The following is a 14,825-nucleotide window of genomic DNA, read 5'->3' as shown; positions in this document are numbered from 1 at the left end:
CGGGCGAGCGCCCGGCTTCGTCACGCCCGCAGCAAGACCTTCAACGCGTTCTGCAGGCGGCGCGCGACACCTGCATCGTGCGCCGTCGCCAGCACGCGGGCGGTGTCCTCGCCCCACGTCTGGGCCGGTGCGGGATCGTTGCGGCGCGTGAGCAACTGCAGCTGCAGCATGCGGCGCGCGCTGATCTGGTCGGCCGGCGTCGGCACATCCGCCGCAATCTCAAGGCGCAGCAGCGCCTCGGCGGGTGAACCAGCCGGGGTGGCCTGCAGTGCCTTCGTCCAGCTGCCTCGCAGGGCAGGCGTGACGGCACGCCCCAGCTCGGTCTGGCTGGGCACCTGGTCGGGGGAGCGCTGCTCCCAGGCCGACAGCAACTGCGTCAACGCTTCGCCGTGGGCCTGCGCGGCCAGCTTGCGCAGCGCCTGCTGCGCGTGCTCGAGCGCCTCGCGTTGGGCCCGGAAGGCCACGTCGCCGAGCCGCGGACCTCGGTCCTCGTCCGGGCGGTCGCCAAAGCGCGGCGGCCGGCCGTCGCGGCCCCTGTCGTTGCGATCGCCGAAGCGGCCCTGCCCCCCGGCGCCCGGTCCCGAGCGACGATCGCCCGGACGTCCACCGCGACCCATGGGCGCGGGCTCGGCTTTCTTCATCCCGGGCCGATCATCACCGCGCATGGCGATGACGGGCTTGGGCGTGGGCTTGGGCGTCTCTGGTGCCGGCGCGGCTTCGGCGGCCGGCGCAGCGGCTTCGCCGCCTTCGGACGCGGGCACGCCTTCGGCTGCCGGCGCCGGTGCTGCCTCCCCGGCCTGTGCATCGGCACGCGCCTTGTCGGCCTGCGCCTGCGCCTGCCCCTTCAGGGCGGCGTCGAGCGCGGCCATCGCGGCGCGGATCTTGTTGGCGTCGCCGCCGGCGTTGGCGGCTTCCAGTGCCTTGGAGGCTTCGAGCACGACCCGGTCACGTTCGCTCAGCGCGCTGGCAGCCCGCTCGCGCTCCGTGGTCTTGCGCTGGAAGGCTTCGTCGATCGGCTTGCGGAACGCATCCCAGAGTTTCTGTTCGTGCTTCCTGTCCAGCGGCACGCCCTGCGCTTCGGCCTGCCAACGCTGCTGCAGCGCCTTGATGGCGTCGATGCGCAATTGCGGCGCGGCGCCCAGCACCTTGGCCTCCTCGATCATTGCGTGCCGGCGCTCGAGGCTCGCCTTCTGCACGGCCGCGAGCGGCGCCTCGGCGGCCTGGATCGCCTGCTTCCATTGCGGCTGCAGTTCGGCGAAGGCCTTCTCGCTCAGGTGACCGGCTTCGCGCCAGCGCGACTCGAACTGGTGGATGGCGCGGTTGAACGCCTTCCAGTCACCGCCTGGCGCGCTGGTGTTGCCTGCCGCCCAGGCCTTGACCTCGTCGATCAGCGCGATCCGCTGCGAGCGGTGCTCGGCAGCTTCGGCCTTGACCTTGTCCAGCCAGGCTTCGACGATCTTGTGCGCCTCGTTGCACGCCTCGTCGAACCGCTTCCACAATGCGTGGTTGGGCGGTCCGCCCTGGTCGGTCTGCTTCCACTGCTCGCGCAACGCGCGCAGCTGCTCCTGCATCTTGCGGCCGCCGAAGCGCGGCTTGCGCTCGGCGGCTTGGTCGGCGGGCGCCCCTTCCACAGGCGGAACGGACTCGAACAGACCTTCGGCCTTGGCGACCAGTTCCTGCCGCAACTGGTCGGCGCGCCAGCGCTGCCAGCCTTCCATCTCGCCCGCGGATGCGAGCACGGCATGGGCCTGGTTCTCCAGCTTGTCGTCGATCAGCTTGCCCTGCTCCTTGAGCGCAGCCCGGAGTGCCGCTGCGGCGCCCGAGCTGCCCTTGCCGCGGCCCTGGGCCAGTTCCTGTTCGAGCCGGGCCAGCGCGGCCTGCACGGTTTCGTTGGCCTTGGCCCGCTGCTCGGGATCGACCTTGGGCCGCGAGGGCTTGGCCGGCACTTCGACCGGCAGGCCACGCGCCGCCCGCAATTCGTCGGCCCAGACCGGCACCGGCGGCAGCGGCGCGGCCGGATCGGCGTCGGCCGCGGCGGCTTGCGCCAGTGCACTCTGGAAAGCGTCCCAGACCACCTGCAGCTGGTTGCGCGACGCGTCCAGCAGCGGCGGGAACCGGGTGTCGACGCTCGGCCAGTTGGGGTCCGCGACCAGCGCCTGCGCCTGGCCCTGCCACTCGGGCACGTCGGTTCGCAATGCGTCGGCCGCCGCTTGCGCATCGCGCCACGACTTGGTCGACAGCACCTCGATGCGCTGCGCCAGCAGCACGGCGGCTTCGCGCTGCACCTGCACCCGGTGCTGCAGGTCCTCAATGCCGCGGATGCGGTCGGCCAACCGGCCCTTCAGCGAGGCCAGCGGCTCGCGACTGAGCGGCGCGCCCGCCTTGGCGGCATCACGCTGCCAGGCCATCGCATCGGCGATGTTCACCCGCGGCATGGCCAGCAGTGCTTCGGCCTTCTGGGCCCATTCGGCGCCGATCGCCTCCTGGCCCTTGGTGCGCTTGATCTCGTCGAGCCGCTCGCGCAACAGCTTGGCCGCGCCCTTGTCCCGGCCGCTCAACTCCCGGTAGACCTCCTGCATCTGCTCAGGACTAGGGTCGCCCTGGAGCCACTCGCGAACCCGGGCGGCGCGCTCGCCGGAAGTGGGCGCGGAGAAGGCGCCCCGGGTCAGCGCGTCGAGCGCCTGGGTGTCGGGAGATTTGAGACTGGCTTGGGTCACGGACGTCTGGTTCGGAAAAAAACACGCCCTCGCATTCGCGGGGGCCGGGCCGTATTCTCGCCGCGATTGCGGGGGGCGGGTTTCGGAGCCTCGAACGAGAAAGCCCGGCAGGCGGCTTGCACCAGTCTGCCGGGCTCGACGGCGGCTCGAGTCCGGCCGTCAATCGTGCCGCGCGGAGCTTCATCGTCCTTGCGGCACCGGGGACAAGGGATTGCCCCCAGGAAGGACCGGAACGGTGCCAAGGCACCGCTCCGGTTCGGGCCCGATCGCTCGGGTGGCCGTAAGTTAACGGCCGTCACGGCTGAATGCCAATGCGAAGTTTCAATGGCGCCTCTGGCTGCGATAAGGCCAGCGGCGCCTTGAGACCGACGCCAAACGGAGCGCCCGTCCTACATTCGCGAAGGCCCCAACTCGGCCACTCTCACATCAAGTAACATACGGATCAGCATAAGAAATTGATTCTTTATCCTTGACGGGTTATTTGGCGGCTTCCTAGAATCCGCCTGTTCCTGAGCCAGACCGGATCCGGTCGTTGCCAGGGACCGCTGCCGAATCCGGCAACCGCGACGAATGCTGCTGGCCTGAAGGAGCCCGGTTCGATCGACGGACCCAATCACGACGTGAGCCGGCGCCCCGCCCCTTGAGGGCCAAGGCCGGCCCCCTTCGACGAAAGGAGAATGCGATGACAGCGCCTGGAAAGAGAGTCGCCAACGCCCTGCGGACCTTCACGTCCGATGTGGCTTCCGGCTTCTTCGAGATCAGCCATAGCGGCCTGGCCCTGGTCGGCGTGGCCGTGGTGCTCGCCCTGTCCATGCTGGTGGCCCGGCCCGACCTGCGGCAAGCCGGTGAAGCCCAGCTCATGTCGTGGCTGCAGGCCCGGCAGGTGGAGGCCCTGGGGATGGTGCCCGAACTCGATGCTGTGGACCGTGCCACGGCCGCCAACCCGAAGGACCTGCCCAAGCAACAGGCCGCCCTGGCTTACTGGATCAGCCGCAAGTACAGGGTCGCCCCGGAGCCGGTCAGTGCTCTGGTGGCCGAGGCCTACGAAGCCGGCCGCAAGGCCAAGCTCGACCCCACCCTGATCTTGGCCGTCATGGCCATCGAATCAGGATTCAACCCCTTCGCCCAGAGCCCGGTGGGCGCCCAGGGCCTGATGCAGGTGATGACCGGCGTGCACAGCGACAAGTACGAGTTCTTCGGCGGCAAGCTGGCTGCCTTCGACCCCGTCACCAACCTGCGGGTCGGTGTGAAGGTGCTGCAGGAATGCATCCAGCGCGCCGGCTCGTTGCAGGGCGGCCTGAAGTTCTATGTGGGCGCAGCCCAGCTGGCCGACGACGGCGGCTACGCCGACAAGGTCCTGGCCGAGCACGCCCGCCTGCAACAGGTCGCCGCCGGCCGCGCCGTGCCCGTCCTCCCGCCGGCCGTGCTGCGGACCGTGGCTCCGACACCGGCGCGCGATGCTGCCGTGCCCGCACCGGTCGACCCGGACAAGATGGCGCTCAACCTCTGAGGGCGCTCGGCTACACTTCCTCGGTACGCGACTGGCGATAGGCGCGGGCCGAGCGGCCCGCGTTGACGTGGGACACCACTGGGAAGCGTGCCGCAGAGCAGGACCGGCGCCGCGCGACGGCATCACCAGGTCTTCTTCGCGATCCGCCGTTCGCCTGGGCAGCCCTTGTGCATCACAGGGACCACATGTCTGGAAGGACTGCCGCATGTACCACCGCAACATCCTCATCGAGCAAACCGATCCCGAGCTCTGGGCCGCCATCGTGGCCGAGAACCGCCGGCAGGAAGAACACATCGAGCTGATCGCCAGCGAGAACTACGCCTCGCCGGCCGTGATGGCCGCCCAGGGCACCCAGCTCACCAACAAATATGCCGAGGGGTACCCCGGCAAGCGCTATTACGGCGGCTGCGAGAACGTCGACGTGGCCGAGCAACTGGCCATCGACCGGGTCAAGCGCCTGTTCGGCGCCGACGCTGCCAACGTGCAGCCGCATTCGGGCGCGCAGGCCAACGAGGCCGTGTTCCTGGCCTTCCTCAAGCCCGGCGACACCATCATGGGCATGAGCCTGGCGGAGGGTGGCCACCTCACCCATGGCATGGCGCTGAACATGAGCGGCAAGTGGTTCAACGTGGTCTCCTACGGCCTGAACGAACGCGAGGAGATCGACTACGACGCTATGGAGCGCAAGGCGCGCGAGAGCCGGCCCAAGCTGATCATCGCGGGAGCCTCCGCCTATGCCCTGCGCATCGACTTCGAGCGCTTCGCCCGCGTGGCGCGCGAGATTGGCGCCATCTTCATGGTCGACATGGCCCACTACGCCGGCCTGATCGCCGCCGGCGTGTACCCGAACCCGGTGCCGCACGCCGACGTGGTCACGTCCACCACCCACAAGAGCCTGCGCGGCCCGCGCGGCGGCATCATCCTGATGAAGGCCGCCCACGAGAAGGCGATCAACAGCGCCATCTTCCCCGGCCTGCAGGGAGGCCCGCTGATGCACGTCATCGCGGCCAAGGCAGTGGCTTTCCAGGAGGCGCTGGCGCCCGAGTTCAAGGCCTACCAGCACCAGGTGGTGAAGAACGCGCAGGTTGTGGCCCAGACGCTGGTCGAGCGCGGACTGCGCATCGTCAGCGGCCGGACGGAAAGCCACGTGATGCTGGTGGACCTGCGCTCCAAGGGCATCACCGGCAAGGAAGCCGAGGCTGTCCTGGGCCAGGCCCACATGACGATCAACAAGAACGCGATCCCCAATGATCCGGAAAAGCCGATGGTCACCAGCGGCGTGCGCATCGGCACGCCGGCTCTCACCACCCGCGGCTTCAAGGACGAGGAAGCGCGCCTCACCGCGAACCTGATCGCCGACGTGCTGGACAGGCCGCGCGACGCGAACAACATCGCCGCGGTCCGCGAGCGGGTGAACGCCCTGACCCGCCGCTTCCCGGTGTACCGCTGAAGGCCGTCCGGTGAAGTGCCCGTTCTGCAGCAACGTCGACACCCAGGTGGTGGAGACGCGCGTGGCCGAGGACGGCGACTTCATCCGGCGGCGCCGGCAGTGCCCGCACTGCGAGAAGCGCTTCACGACCTACGAACGCCCGGACCTGAACTTCCCTGCGATCGTCAAGAAGGACGGGCGCCGGATCGAGTACGAGCGCGCCAAGCTGCTCTCCTCGATGAACCTCGCCTTGCGCAAGCGCCCGGTCAGCACCGAGCAGATCGACGCCGCCGTCGAGCGCATCGAGGAGAAGCTGCTCAACCTGGCGGTGCGCGAAATCCCCAGCGCGCGCATCGGCGAGCTGGTGATGCGCGAGCTGAAGAAGCTGGATAAGGTGGGCTACGTGCGCTTTGCCAGCGTCTACCGCAGCTTCGAGGACATCGACGAATTCAAGACGGTGGTGGACGAAATCCGGCGCTAGCCGCAGGGTCGTCAAGGGCAAGAGTCAAGCAGCGCTCGCTGCACTCGCGGCCGGCCAGACGAATTGACAATGATCTGGCGCCCTTCGGTCGCAGCCGCCGAGCTCTGGCAAAGCATGATCGTGCCCGCCTGGAAAGCGCCCGATTCCATGCGAGTCATCCCCTCCGGACCGTAGCTGATTCGGTCACGGACGGACGCGTTGCCGAAAAGGCGCCAACCGGCCGGCAGCGGCCCCTCCCGGTGAAGAAGCGGTTCGGCCGGGTCCCGCACGCCATTGTTGTTGCGGTCCTCGTAGACGATCAATCCCTGATCCCACGCCCCGCTGGTTGCGCATAGCGCGCCGTCTCCAGACTTGCATAGCGTCACGCGTGAGTTGCGGGTGATGGCTTCACTGCGGGCGCGATGGAGATTGGCCAGCATGGCGTTCGCCAAGTCCGTCCGGCGCGCTGACGATGCCCATTCGGAGAGGCTTGGCGCCCCGAGCCCCATGAGCACGCCGACCACACTCAGCGTAACGGTCACTTCCGTGAGGGTGACACCCGCTGACTTGCAGTAACCCGCCCTAAAGGCGGCGACGAGGGCGTTACGGAGGTGTCGCGGGGCCATGAGGGGAATGGTAGGCAGCGTGCTGCAGCGACACGTCCTGCAACTGGTGGGCACTTCGCGGCCGCCGCTCGTCGCGCCCTCTGCGCCGCTGAGCTAATGGCTGTCCGCCCCTGCTGTTCAGGTCCCTAGCATCCGGCCACGACACCCCGTCCGTCCCAAGGAGAACCCGTGCGCAATCGCCCTCCGAGTCCCGCGCCCGTGCACCAGCAGACCGGCTTCACGCTGATCGAAGTGATGATCACGGTGGCCATCATTGCCATCCTGGCTGCAGTCGCACTGCCCTCGTACAACGACTATGTGCGCCGGGGGGCGATCACGGAAGCCTTGAACTTCATGACGGATTACCGAGTGAAGTTGGAGCAGTACTTCCAGGACAACCGGAACTACGGGACGACCAATGGTGGCGCATGCGCCAACGGCACCGGCGCGCCGAGCTGGAGCAACTTCACGCCGGGCGCCAAGTACTTCACCTTCGCATGTGTCGTGAACGGTGCCAGTCGGAATGGCTACACCGTGACGGCAACCGGCAAGCCGTCAAGCGCTGTTGCCGGCCACGTCTACACGATCAATGAGGCCAATCTGCAGCAGACCACCCAATTCAAGAATGCAGCGGTCACCAAGAGCTGCTGGCTGGTCAAGGGAAACGAATGCTGACCTCTCGCCGGCGGTCACGTGGTTTCAACCTCATCGAGCTGATGGTGACCATCTCGGTGCTCGCACTTCTGCTAGGCCTCGCAGTCCCGGCCGCGTCGGACTGGCTGCACAACACCCAGGTGCGCAGCGTCGCGGAGGCCATCCAGAACGGTATGCAGAAAGCGCGCGCCGAGGCGATCCGACGCAACCGGCCGGTGGGCTTCTGGCTTGTCACGCCGGTGAGCGGCGTACCCGACTCCACTTGCGCCGCGAGCTCCAGCTCGCCGTCCTGGGTCATTTCGCTTGACAACCCTGCCGGCAAGTGCGACGTCGCAGCCTCTCCGACGGTGGCGCCCAGGACCGTCGAAGTGTTCGGCTCCAAGTGGTCCGGCATCAATGTGGCAGCGCTTGCCGCGGACGGCGTGACGGTGGCCTCGTCGATCACGTTCAACAGCTTCGGCCAGCCTGTCCCCGGGACGACTCCTATCGGCCTGATCAATATCTCCCACCAGCAGTCGGGCGCCCGCCGACTGCGCATTGAACTGTCCAGCGGCGGCGCGGTCAGGCTCTGCGATCGCGATGCGTCCAGCCCCGACCCGAGGGCCTGCCAACTGCCATGACCCGACGTACCCTTCGCCCCCGTCACGCTCGCCGAACCCAGCGGGGCATCGCCCTCATCGAGGCCCTGGTCGGCATCCTGCTGTTCTGCATCGCCATCCTGGGACTGGTCGGACTGCAGGCCAGCATGACACGTGCGCAGACCGATGCCAAGTTCCGCGCCGACGCCGCCTACCTGGCCAACGAGGTTGTGGGGGCAATCTGGACCGACAAATCCAACATCGGCAACTACGCGACCGCGCCAGGCGCTGTCTGCAGCAACACACGTTGCGCCGCGTGGGTCAACAAAGTGGCAGCGACTCTGCCCGCGGCCGCAGCGACCATCGTCGTCACGCCCGCGACCGGCACGGTCGGGCTCACGCTCACCTGGGCACCTCCCAACGAAGGGACTCACAGCTATGTCCTCAGCACCCAGGTCCAGTAGCGCTCGCGTGCAGGGCCAGGGAGGCTTCACCCTGGTCGAACTGATGGTAGGCGTCCTCATCGGCCTGCTTGCCAGCCTCGCGGTCGCACAGGTGTTGATCAACGCCGAGAACCAGAAGCGGGTCACCACCTCAGGATCGGACGCGCAGGTCAACGGCGCCGTTGCCCTGGACACCCTGGTGCGCGCGATCCAGCCTGCAGGCTACGGATTCGCCGCGAACCCGAACGTCCTCGGATGCCCGCTCAGCGCCACGTATAACAACGCCGCAGTCGCCAATTTCCCCGCGGCACTGGTGCCGGTCACGATCACTCAGGGGGCCAGCGGCGCGCCCGACAGCATTCGGGTGCTCGCCAGCGGCAAGCGCTCGCTGGCGCTTCCGATCCGCATCGTGGCCCCGGGGTACGTCGCCGGGGGCGCTTCGTTCCCGGTGGCGAGCACGATTTCAGTGGACGGTCCGCAGCCAGATGCCGCAAACCCGACCGTCGCCGGCGAGCTTCTCGTGGCAGTGAAGAACGGCAGCGCGCAATGCGAGCTGTTCCAGGTCACCGCTCCTCCTGTTGCCCCGACCGATCCGGCCAATCCTCCGACGATCGACCGTGCCAACGGCGGCTGGAATGCAGTCAACCAGCCGGCCCAGGCCTACAGCGACGGCGACTCCATCCTCAATCTCGGAACGCCTGTGGACCGGACCTTCTCCATCACGAACGACTCCCTGCGGCAGAACATGCTTCTGCTCGCCGCCAACGGAGCGCCTTCGTACACGGGTGCCAACGAGCTGTTCGCCGGCATCGTGAACCTGAAGGCGGAATACGGCAAGGACACCGACGCGAATGGGTCGGTGGACACCTGGGACAACACCACGCCAACGACAAATGCTGGCTGGCGCCAAGTGCTCGCGGTGCGTTTGGCCGTCGTGGCACGCGCAGCGCAGTACACCAAGGAAAAGGTGACCCTGGCCTGTCCGACCTGGAACGGCAACTCGCTGAAGATCCCCGGGTCGAGCACCTGCACCCCGGCGAGTTCCGTCGACGAGGACTGGATGCACTACCGCTACAAGGTGTTCGACACGGTCGTGCCGCTGCGCAACCTGCTGTGGAACTCCTGAGCAAGACCATGCCGCGACACGCACGTTCCATCCGCCGCCAGGGCGGCTCCTCGCTGCTGTTCACCCTGATGGCGATGATCGTGCTGGCATTCGCGGCCGTCGCCCTCACGCGCTCGGTTGACACGAGCACCCTGATCATGGGGAACCTCGGCTTCAAGCAGGACACGCTCATGGCCAGCAACGTCGCAGCCGAGCGCGCGATCTCTTGGCTGCAGGGGCAGGTCACCGGGGCAAGCCTCGACAACGATCAAGCCGCGAGTGGCTACTACGCGGCGACGCCGGCTCGGCTGGACCCCTCCGGCAACAAGACCAACGCGGGCGACAAGTACAGCCTGATCGATTGGGACGGGGACAACTGTGCCTCCGTGCCATCGGGCAACCGGCTTACCTGCGGCCTGCTCCCTTACAGCGATCCGACGCTGGTCAACGGCAATTCCGTCCGCTACGTCATCCTGCGCCTTTGCAACAACACCGGCGCCGCGTCCGGCACGAACCTGTGCATGCGTCCGGCTGTCGCCTCCACCGCGACCAGCAGCGAGCGCGGTGAATTGCAGCCCGGCGGCCGCATCAGCACCACGTCTGCCAGTCCTTATTACCAGGTGATCGTGCGCGTGACCGGTCCGCGCAACACCGTCAGCTACACCGAGACGCTGGTGCACTTCTGATGAAGGGGCTCCCCATGAAAAACATCCTGCGATCTGTCGCGCGACGATCGGCCCGGCTGGGAATCAGCTGCCTGATCGTCGGGGCAGGCGGAATGACATTCGCGGCGACGACCGACCTCGCGACCGCTCCCCTCTTCACCTCGTCTGCAACCCAAGTCAAGCCCAACATCCTGTTCGTCCTGGATGACTCCGGCTCGATGGCCTGGGACTTCCTGCCCGACGTCTCCAACTTTTCAAGTACGAAATACGGCAAGGGCACGTCGCAGTGCAACGGTGTTGCGTACAACCCCAATGTGCTCTACACGCCGCCGCTGAATGCAGATGGCACCCAGCAGGCCGACGCCAGCCTCTCGTTCATCACGCCCGACCCGACCACCCAGACTACCACCCCGCGCAACGTGGCAGGGCCGGTAACAATGCCGCTGACGGCCAGCGGCACCATGACCATCCGGGTGACGGACACGGACACCGCAAAGAAGATGAGGAACTGGTACGGCACCGATGCCACGGTGACGGTCTGGACGGATTCGACGCACTTCTTCACAGCCAACGTCGTGAGCTGGGACCCGAGCACCGGCAACGTGGTTCTGGATCTCTCGAACTCGGTCATCACGACGCCGGTTGCGGTCTATGCAATGACGTCGCCGAAGGTCAGCTATGGCGCGCCGAAGTCGGTTACCTACTACAAGTACAAGGGTACGCAAAAGCCGCTGTCGTACCAGTACACGTCGGCAGGGGTGATCACCAACACACCGTTCTACCAGGAGTGCAACGCCACGGTCGGTTCGCTCCCGAACACCTTCCAGGCCGTCACGATCAATTCGTCCTCGCCGGAAGCGCAAAGCTATGCGAACTGGCTGAAGTACTACAGCACCCGCATTCTGATGATGAAGACTTCCATCAGCCGGGCATTCAAGACGGTGGACGACCGGTACCGCATCGGCTTCACCAACATCCACAACACCGATGCCACACCGAGCACCGATTTCCTTGATGTAAAGGTCTTCGACGCGACCCAGAAGGCTGCGTTCTATTCCGCCGTCAATGCAGCCAATCCGGTGAACGCGACGCCTTTGCGGGGCTCCCTCTCCCTGGCTGGCCGCTATTACGCGAAGAAGGCTCCGAACCAGGCCAGTGATCCGATGGAGTACTCCTGCCAGCGGAACTTCACGATCCTCTCGACCGATGGCTACTGGAACACGGGCAACGAGAGCCCCACCACCATCGACGACACCAAGGCCACCGCCGGCAACGCGTCGACCAATTTCGGTCCGTTCGGCCTCGACAACTTCACCCTGGTCGGACAGCAGGACGGCGGAGCTACCTTGCGGCCGATGTTCGACGGCGGCAACGTCACTGCGACGACGACAGAAACGTGGACCACGACAACCGTCACGACGAGGACGGACACGACTTCCCAAACGAAGACCGACATCACAACCACCAGCACCACCGCCGCCACGCCCAAGACTGGCGCGCAGCAGCGCAACAACCAGGTGCTTCTCACGGCATTCAATGTGACCCCCGGCACCGGCGGGACCACGATGTCCGTCAGCAGTGGCACGGTCACCGTCACCATGCCAACTGGATCGACGCACAACCTGGCAACAGGAGACGTGATCAAGGTCAGCGGCGGCTCGAACGCCACGTTTACCGGTAACAGCGTGACGGTCACCCGCGTGTCAGACACAGTGTTCACCTACGCGGCACCAGCTTCCGGCAGCCCTGGGACGACTGCCTACACGTTCACGCCCCCCGGAGCGGCCTGCATCTTTTTCTGCGGGGGCTACCAGCGCACATGGCTGCAGACAAGCAACACCGACTTGCAGACCACCCTGACACAAACGACGACCGTGACCCCGTCCACATCCACGGTCACTGTCACCACCACGACAACGACGCCCTACACGCGGACAACGACCGTGACAAACGGCGTCACCATCTCCGACACGACCTCGGCAGGGGCACCCACGTCAACCAGCTCGAGCAGCACGCCAGTCGTCTCCAACGGAACCGCGACCTCCAGCACCACGAGCAAAGTGATCTCAACGATCACGGGCGCAGCAGGGGTCTTCGCAAACACAAGCCTGGTCAGCACTGGAACGACTTTCTCCTTCAGCGCGTCAGGCGCTGGTTCAGCCACAGCCTTGAGCGGTGCGACCAGCTACACAAACAACTTGGGAACCGCGTCGACTAGCACTCCGCCGGTCACGTCGTCAGCGCCTGGTACCACGACCACGACCGAGAGCGCGCACACGACTTCGACCAACACCACGGCAAGCGGCGGCTCCGTCAACTCTCTCGCCGACGTTGCCATGTACTACTACAACACCGACCTCCGCACGACGGCGCTTTCGAATTGCACGGGAGCGCTGGGGACGGACGTCTGCCAGAACAACGTTCCGGGCAACACCGCCTCCGCGCAGAAGTCCTTCGGGGATGCAGCCACTTGGCAGCACATGACGACATTCACTCTGGGCTTGGGCGTGAGTGGCCTGCTGAACTACGACCCGAACTACCAGACACAGACGACCGGCGATTTCGTCAGCATCCTGAACCGCACGAAGGACTGGCCGGTGCCTGGGGTCAACAAGGGTCCGGAGAACGTTGACGATCTCTGGCACGCGGCCGTTAACGGACGCGGGCAGTACTTCAGCGCAGGGGACCCCACCTCGCTGGCCACAAGCCTGAGCGGAGCGATCGACGCAATCCGCGCGGTGACTGGCGCCGCCGCCGCGGCTTCCACCAGTTCGCTGCAGCCCGTCGAAGGTGACAACGACGTGTTCGTAGCGGAATTCACCTCCGTCAAGTGGATCGGTGACGTGCTCTCGTACCGGATCGACCCCTCGTCGGGTCAGATTTCGTCCAAGCCGGTGTGGTCGGCGCGCACTCAGCTGGATGCGCTGGCCCCGGCGTCACGGACGATCTACTACCCGAAGCCTTCCGGCGGCTCAGCCCTGCAAACGTTCACCTACAACAATCTCAAGGGCGACAGCTACGCACAGTACTTCGACAACTTCTGCACGCTGCCGGGTGCCGGCGGCGCCGCTGCGCCGTCCCAGTGCGCGTCCCTGATCCCCGCAGACACGACCAGCGCCAATACCGGAAGCAATCTGGTGAGCTACCTGCGCGGGGACCAGACACTCACCTACTATCGCCAGCGCGACGCGCTGCTGGGGGACATCATCAGCGCATCGCCGCTGTTCGTCGGCAAGCCGCAGTTCAAGTACACCGAGAACAACTACGCGACTTTCGCCTCCAGCAAGGCCAACCGCCAGGCCGTCGTACTCGCCGCGGCCAATGACGGGATGCTGCACGCGTTCGACCGCGGCACGGGCAACGAACTGTGGGCCTTCGTGCCGTCCTTCGTGATCCCCAATCTCTACAAGCTCGCCGACAATGCGTACACGAACAACCACCGCTTCTACGTCGATGGTTCGCCCCAGATGGGCGACATCTACGTTGGCGGTGCGTGGAAGACGATCGTGGTGGGTGGCCTGAATGGCGGCGGCCGCGGCTACTACGCGCTCGACGTCACGGATCCTTCGGCACCGCAGTTCCTGTGGGAATTCAAGGACACCGACCTTGGCCTGACGTACGGCAACCCCATCATCACGAAGCGGGCGGATGGCACGTGGATCGTGGCGTTCACGTCGGGCTACAACAACGTCAATAACGGTGACGGCAACGGGCACCTGTACATCCTGGATGCCAACACCGGGAAACAGCTGGACAAGATCGATACCACGCTGCCTGACGGAACTGCGGCTGGCAATTCGACAACGCCCAGCGGCCTAGGCAAGCTCAACGTCTGGGTCGATGACGTGTCCAACAACCTGGCCAAGCGGTTCTATGCAGGCGACCTGTTGGGCAACCTCTGGCGGTTCGACATCGACAACCTGGTTCAACCGAACAACGCCGCCGTCCAGCTTGCCAAGCTCACGGCGCCAGATGGCACAGCGCAAAGCATCACCACCAAGCCCACTTTGGCAGAGGTCCGCTACAACGGCGGCGTGTACCCCGTGGTCTACGTCGCAACGGGACGCTATCTGGGCTCGACCGACCTTGCCTCCTCCCAGGTGCAGTCGGTCTACGCGATCAAGGATCCGCTGGCGAACACGCCTCTCGGCACTGCACGGACCTCGAACAAACTCGTCACCCAGACGCTGTCCACGACAACCAATGCCAGCGGCACGGCTGGCCGCTCCATCTCCACGCAGCCGGTGGACTGGCTCAACAAGTCGGGTTGGTTCACGGATTTCCCGGTGGGCGGCGAGCGCGTCTCGGTCAATCCGCAGCTCACGCTGGATACGTTGACGGTGGGCACCATCCTGCCGAGCGGAACGGCATGCACAGTGGGGGGCGAGTCGTTCTTGTACCGGTTCAACATCACGACCGGCGGGTCGACCCTTGGAGCGGCTGTCAATGGCTCGGCGGCGATCGGCACCTACGTCGGCAACGTGCTGATCCAGGGTCTCACGACCGTGCAGTTGAAGGCAGGAACACAGTCCAGCAGCATCGTGACGATCACGACCCGAAGCGACGCCACTCTGCAGACCGATGTCACGGCCGCCCCGACAAGCTCGGCATCCCTGCGTCGCACCTCTTGGCGTGAACTGGTGGACTGACTCTCGGCAG

At 66.1% G+C, this 14,825-nt stretch carries 11 protein-coding genes and 1 riboswitch; of the genes, 9 read left to right on the top strand and 2 right to left on the bottom strand.

All coding sequences use genetic code 11. The features are described 5' to 3' along the window. Window positions 1–20: 20 nt before the first annotated feature. Window positions 21–2,717, bottom strand: a complete 2,697-nt coding sequence (locus ACPWT1_RS13845; RefSeq protein ID WP_427911755.1) for a DUF349 domain-containing protein — start codon at window positions 2,715–2,717, stop codon at window positions 21–23. Window positions 2,718–3,399: 682 nt separating this feature from the next. On the opposite strand from ACPWT1_RS13845, the gene ACPWT1_RS13840 reads away from it, so the two are divergent. From ACPWT1_RS13840 to nrdR, 3 genes are all read left to right on the top strand, one after another. Continuing rightward, window positions 3,400–4,227: a transglycosylase SLT domain-containing protein gene (locus ACPWT1_RS13840; RefSeq protein WP_427911754.1), complete on the top strand. Its 828-nt coding sequence runs from the start codon at window positions 3,400–3,402 to the stop codon at window positions 4,225–4,227. A 17-nt stretch (window positions 4,228–4,244) separates the two neighbouring features. After that, window positions 4,245–4,394, top strand: a riboswitch (ZMP/ZTP riboswitch). A gap of 38 nt (window positions 4,395–4,432) precedes the next feature. Further along, on the top strand, window positions 4,433–5,677 hold the full coding sequence (gene glyA, locus ACPWT1_RS13835; protein WP_427911753.1) for a serine hydroxymethyltransferase: 1,245 nt from the start codon (window positions 4,433–4,435) through the stop codon (window positions 5,675–5,677). A gap of 10 nt (window positions 5,678–5,687) precedes the next feature. After that, window positions 5,688–6,137, top strand: a complete 450-nt coding sequence (gene nrdR / locus ACPWT1_RS13830; protein ID WP_427911752.1) for a transcriptional regulator NrdR — start codon at window positions 5,688–5,690, stop codon at window positions 6,135–6,137. A gap of 11 nt (window positions 6,138–6,148) precedes the next feature. On the opposite strand, the gene ACPWT1_RS13825 is transcribed toward nrdR, so the two are convergent. Then, window positions 6,149–6,658: a GspH/FimT family pseudopilin gene (locus ACPWT1_RS13825; protein WP_427911751.1), complete on the bottom strand. Its 510-nt coding sequence runs from the start codon at window positions 6,656–6,658 to the stop codon at window positions 6,149–6,151. Between the two features lie 282 nt (window positions 6,659–6,940). Between ACPWT1_RS13825 and ACPWT1_RS13820 the strand changes: the two genes are divergently transcribed. The 6 genes from ACPWT1_RS13820 to ACPWT1_RS13795 are packed head-to-tail and all read left to right on the top strand — an operon-like array spanning window position 6,941 to window position 14,815. After that, a complete protein-coding gene (locus ACPWT1_RS13820) occupies window positions 6,941–7,396 on the top strand; it encodes a type IV pilin protein (protein ID WP_427911750.1) in 456 nt (151 codons plus the stop codon). Beyond that, window positions 7,390–7,995, top strand: a complete 606-nt coding sequence (locus ACPWT1_RS13815; protein ID WP_427911749.1) for a GspH/FimT family pseudopilin — start codon at window positions 7,390–7,392, stop codon at window positions 7,993–7,995. The genes ACPWT1_RS13820 and ACPWT1_RS13815 overlap by 7 nt, the downstream gene beginning before the upstream one ends. After that, window positions 7,992–8,417 carry a type IV pilus modification PilV family protein gene (locus ACPWT1_RS13810; protein WP_427911748.1) on the top strand — a complete coding sequence of 142 codons (426 nt, stop codon included), beginning with the start codon at window positions 7,992–7,994 and terminating at the stop codon, window positions 8,415–8,417. Before ACPWT1_RS13815 ends, ACPWT1_RS13810 begins: the two co-directional genes overlap by 4 nt. Before the next feature lie 7 nt (window positions 8,418–8,424). Beyond that, the gene (locus ACPWT1_RS13805) at window positions 8,425–9,522 is read left to right on the top strand and encodes a PilW family protein (RefSeq protein ID WP_427911747.1); all 1,098 of its coding nucleotides are present in this window, start codon (window positions 8,425–8,427) and stop codon (window positions 9,520–9,522) included. 8 nt (window positions 9,523–9,530) lie between these two features. Beyond that, entirely contained in the window at window positions 9,531–10,187 is a 657-nt protein-coding gene (locus ACPWT1_RS13800; RefSeq protein WP_427911746.1) for a pilus assembly PilX family protein, read from the top strand. A 14-nt stretch (window positions 10,188–10,201) separates the two neighbouring features. After that, window positions 10,202–14,815 carry a PilC/PilY family type IV pilus protein gene (locus tag ACPWT1_RS13795; protein WP_427911745.1) on the top strand — a complete coding sequence of 1,538 codons (4,614 nt, stop codon included), beginning with the start codon at window positions 10,202–10,204 and terminating at the stop codon, window positions 14,813–14,815. The last annotated feature ends 10 nt before the right edge of the window (window positions 14,816–14,825 follow it).

Origin of the sequence: Ramlibacter sp. MMS24-I3-19 (assembly GCF_050320135.1) — a bacterium.
In the GTDB taxonomy this organism is placed as follows: Bacteria; Pseudomonadota; Gammaproteobacteria; order Burkholderiales; family Burkholderiaceae_C; genus Ramlibacter.
The sequence above is the reverse complement of the archived record's forward strand: the minus strand, read 5'-3'. Positions and strand labels throughout refer to the sequence as shown.

Bases quoted from the DNA above. Each gene is read 5' to 3' on its own strand.
- ACPWT1_RS13840 (WP_427911754.1), top strand. From the start codon at position 3,400: ATGACAGCGCCTGGAAAGAGAGTCGCCAACGCCCTGCGGACCTTCACG.
- glyA (WP_427911753.1), top strand. From the start codon at position 4,433: ATGTACCACCGCAACATCCTCATCGAGCAAACCGATCCCGAGCTCTGG.
- ACPWT1_RS13815 (WP_427911749.1), top strand. From the start codon at position 7,390: ATGCTGACCTCTCGCCGGCGGTCACGTGGTTTCAACCTCATCGAGCTG.
- ACPWT1_RS13810 (WP_427911748.1), top strand. From the start codon at position 7,992: ATGACCCGACGTACCCTTCGCCCCCGTCACGCTCGCCGAACCCAGCGG.
- ACPWT1_RS13800 (WP_427911746.1), top strand. From the start codon at position 9,531: ATGCCGCGACACGCACGTTCCATCCGCCGCCAGGGCGGCTCCTCGCTG.
- ACPWT1_RS13795 (WP_427911745.1), top strand. From the start codon at position 10,202: ATGAAAAACATCCTGCGATCTGTCGCGCGACGATCGGCCCGGCTGGGA.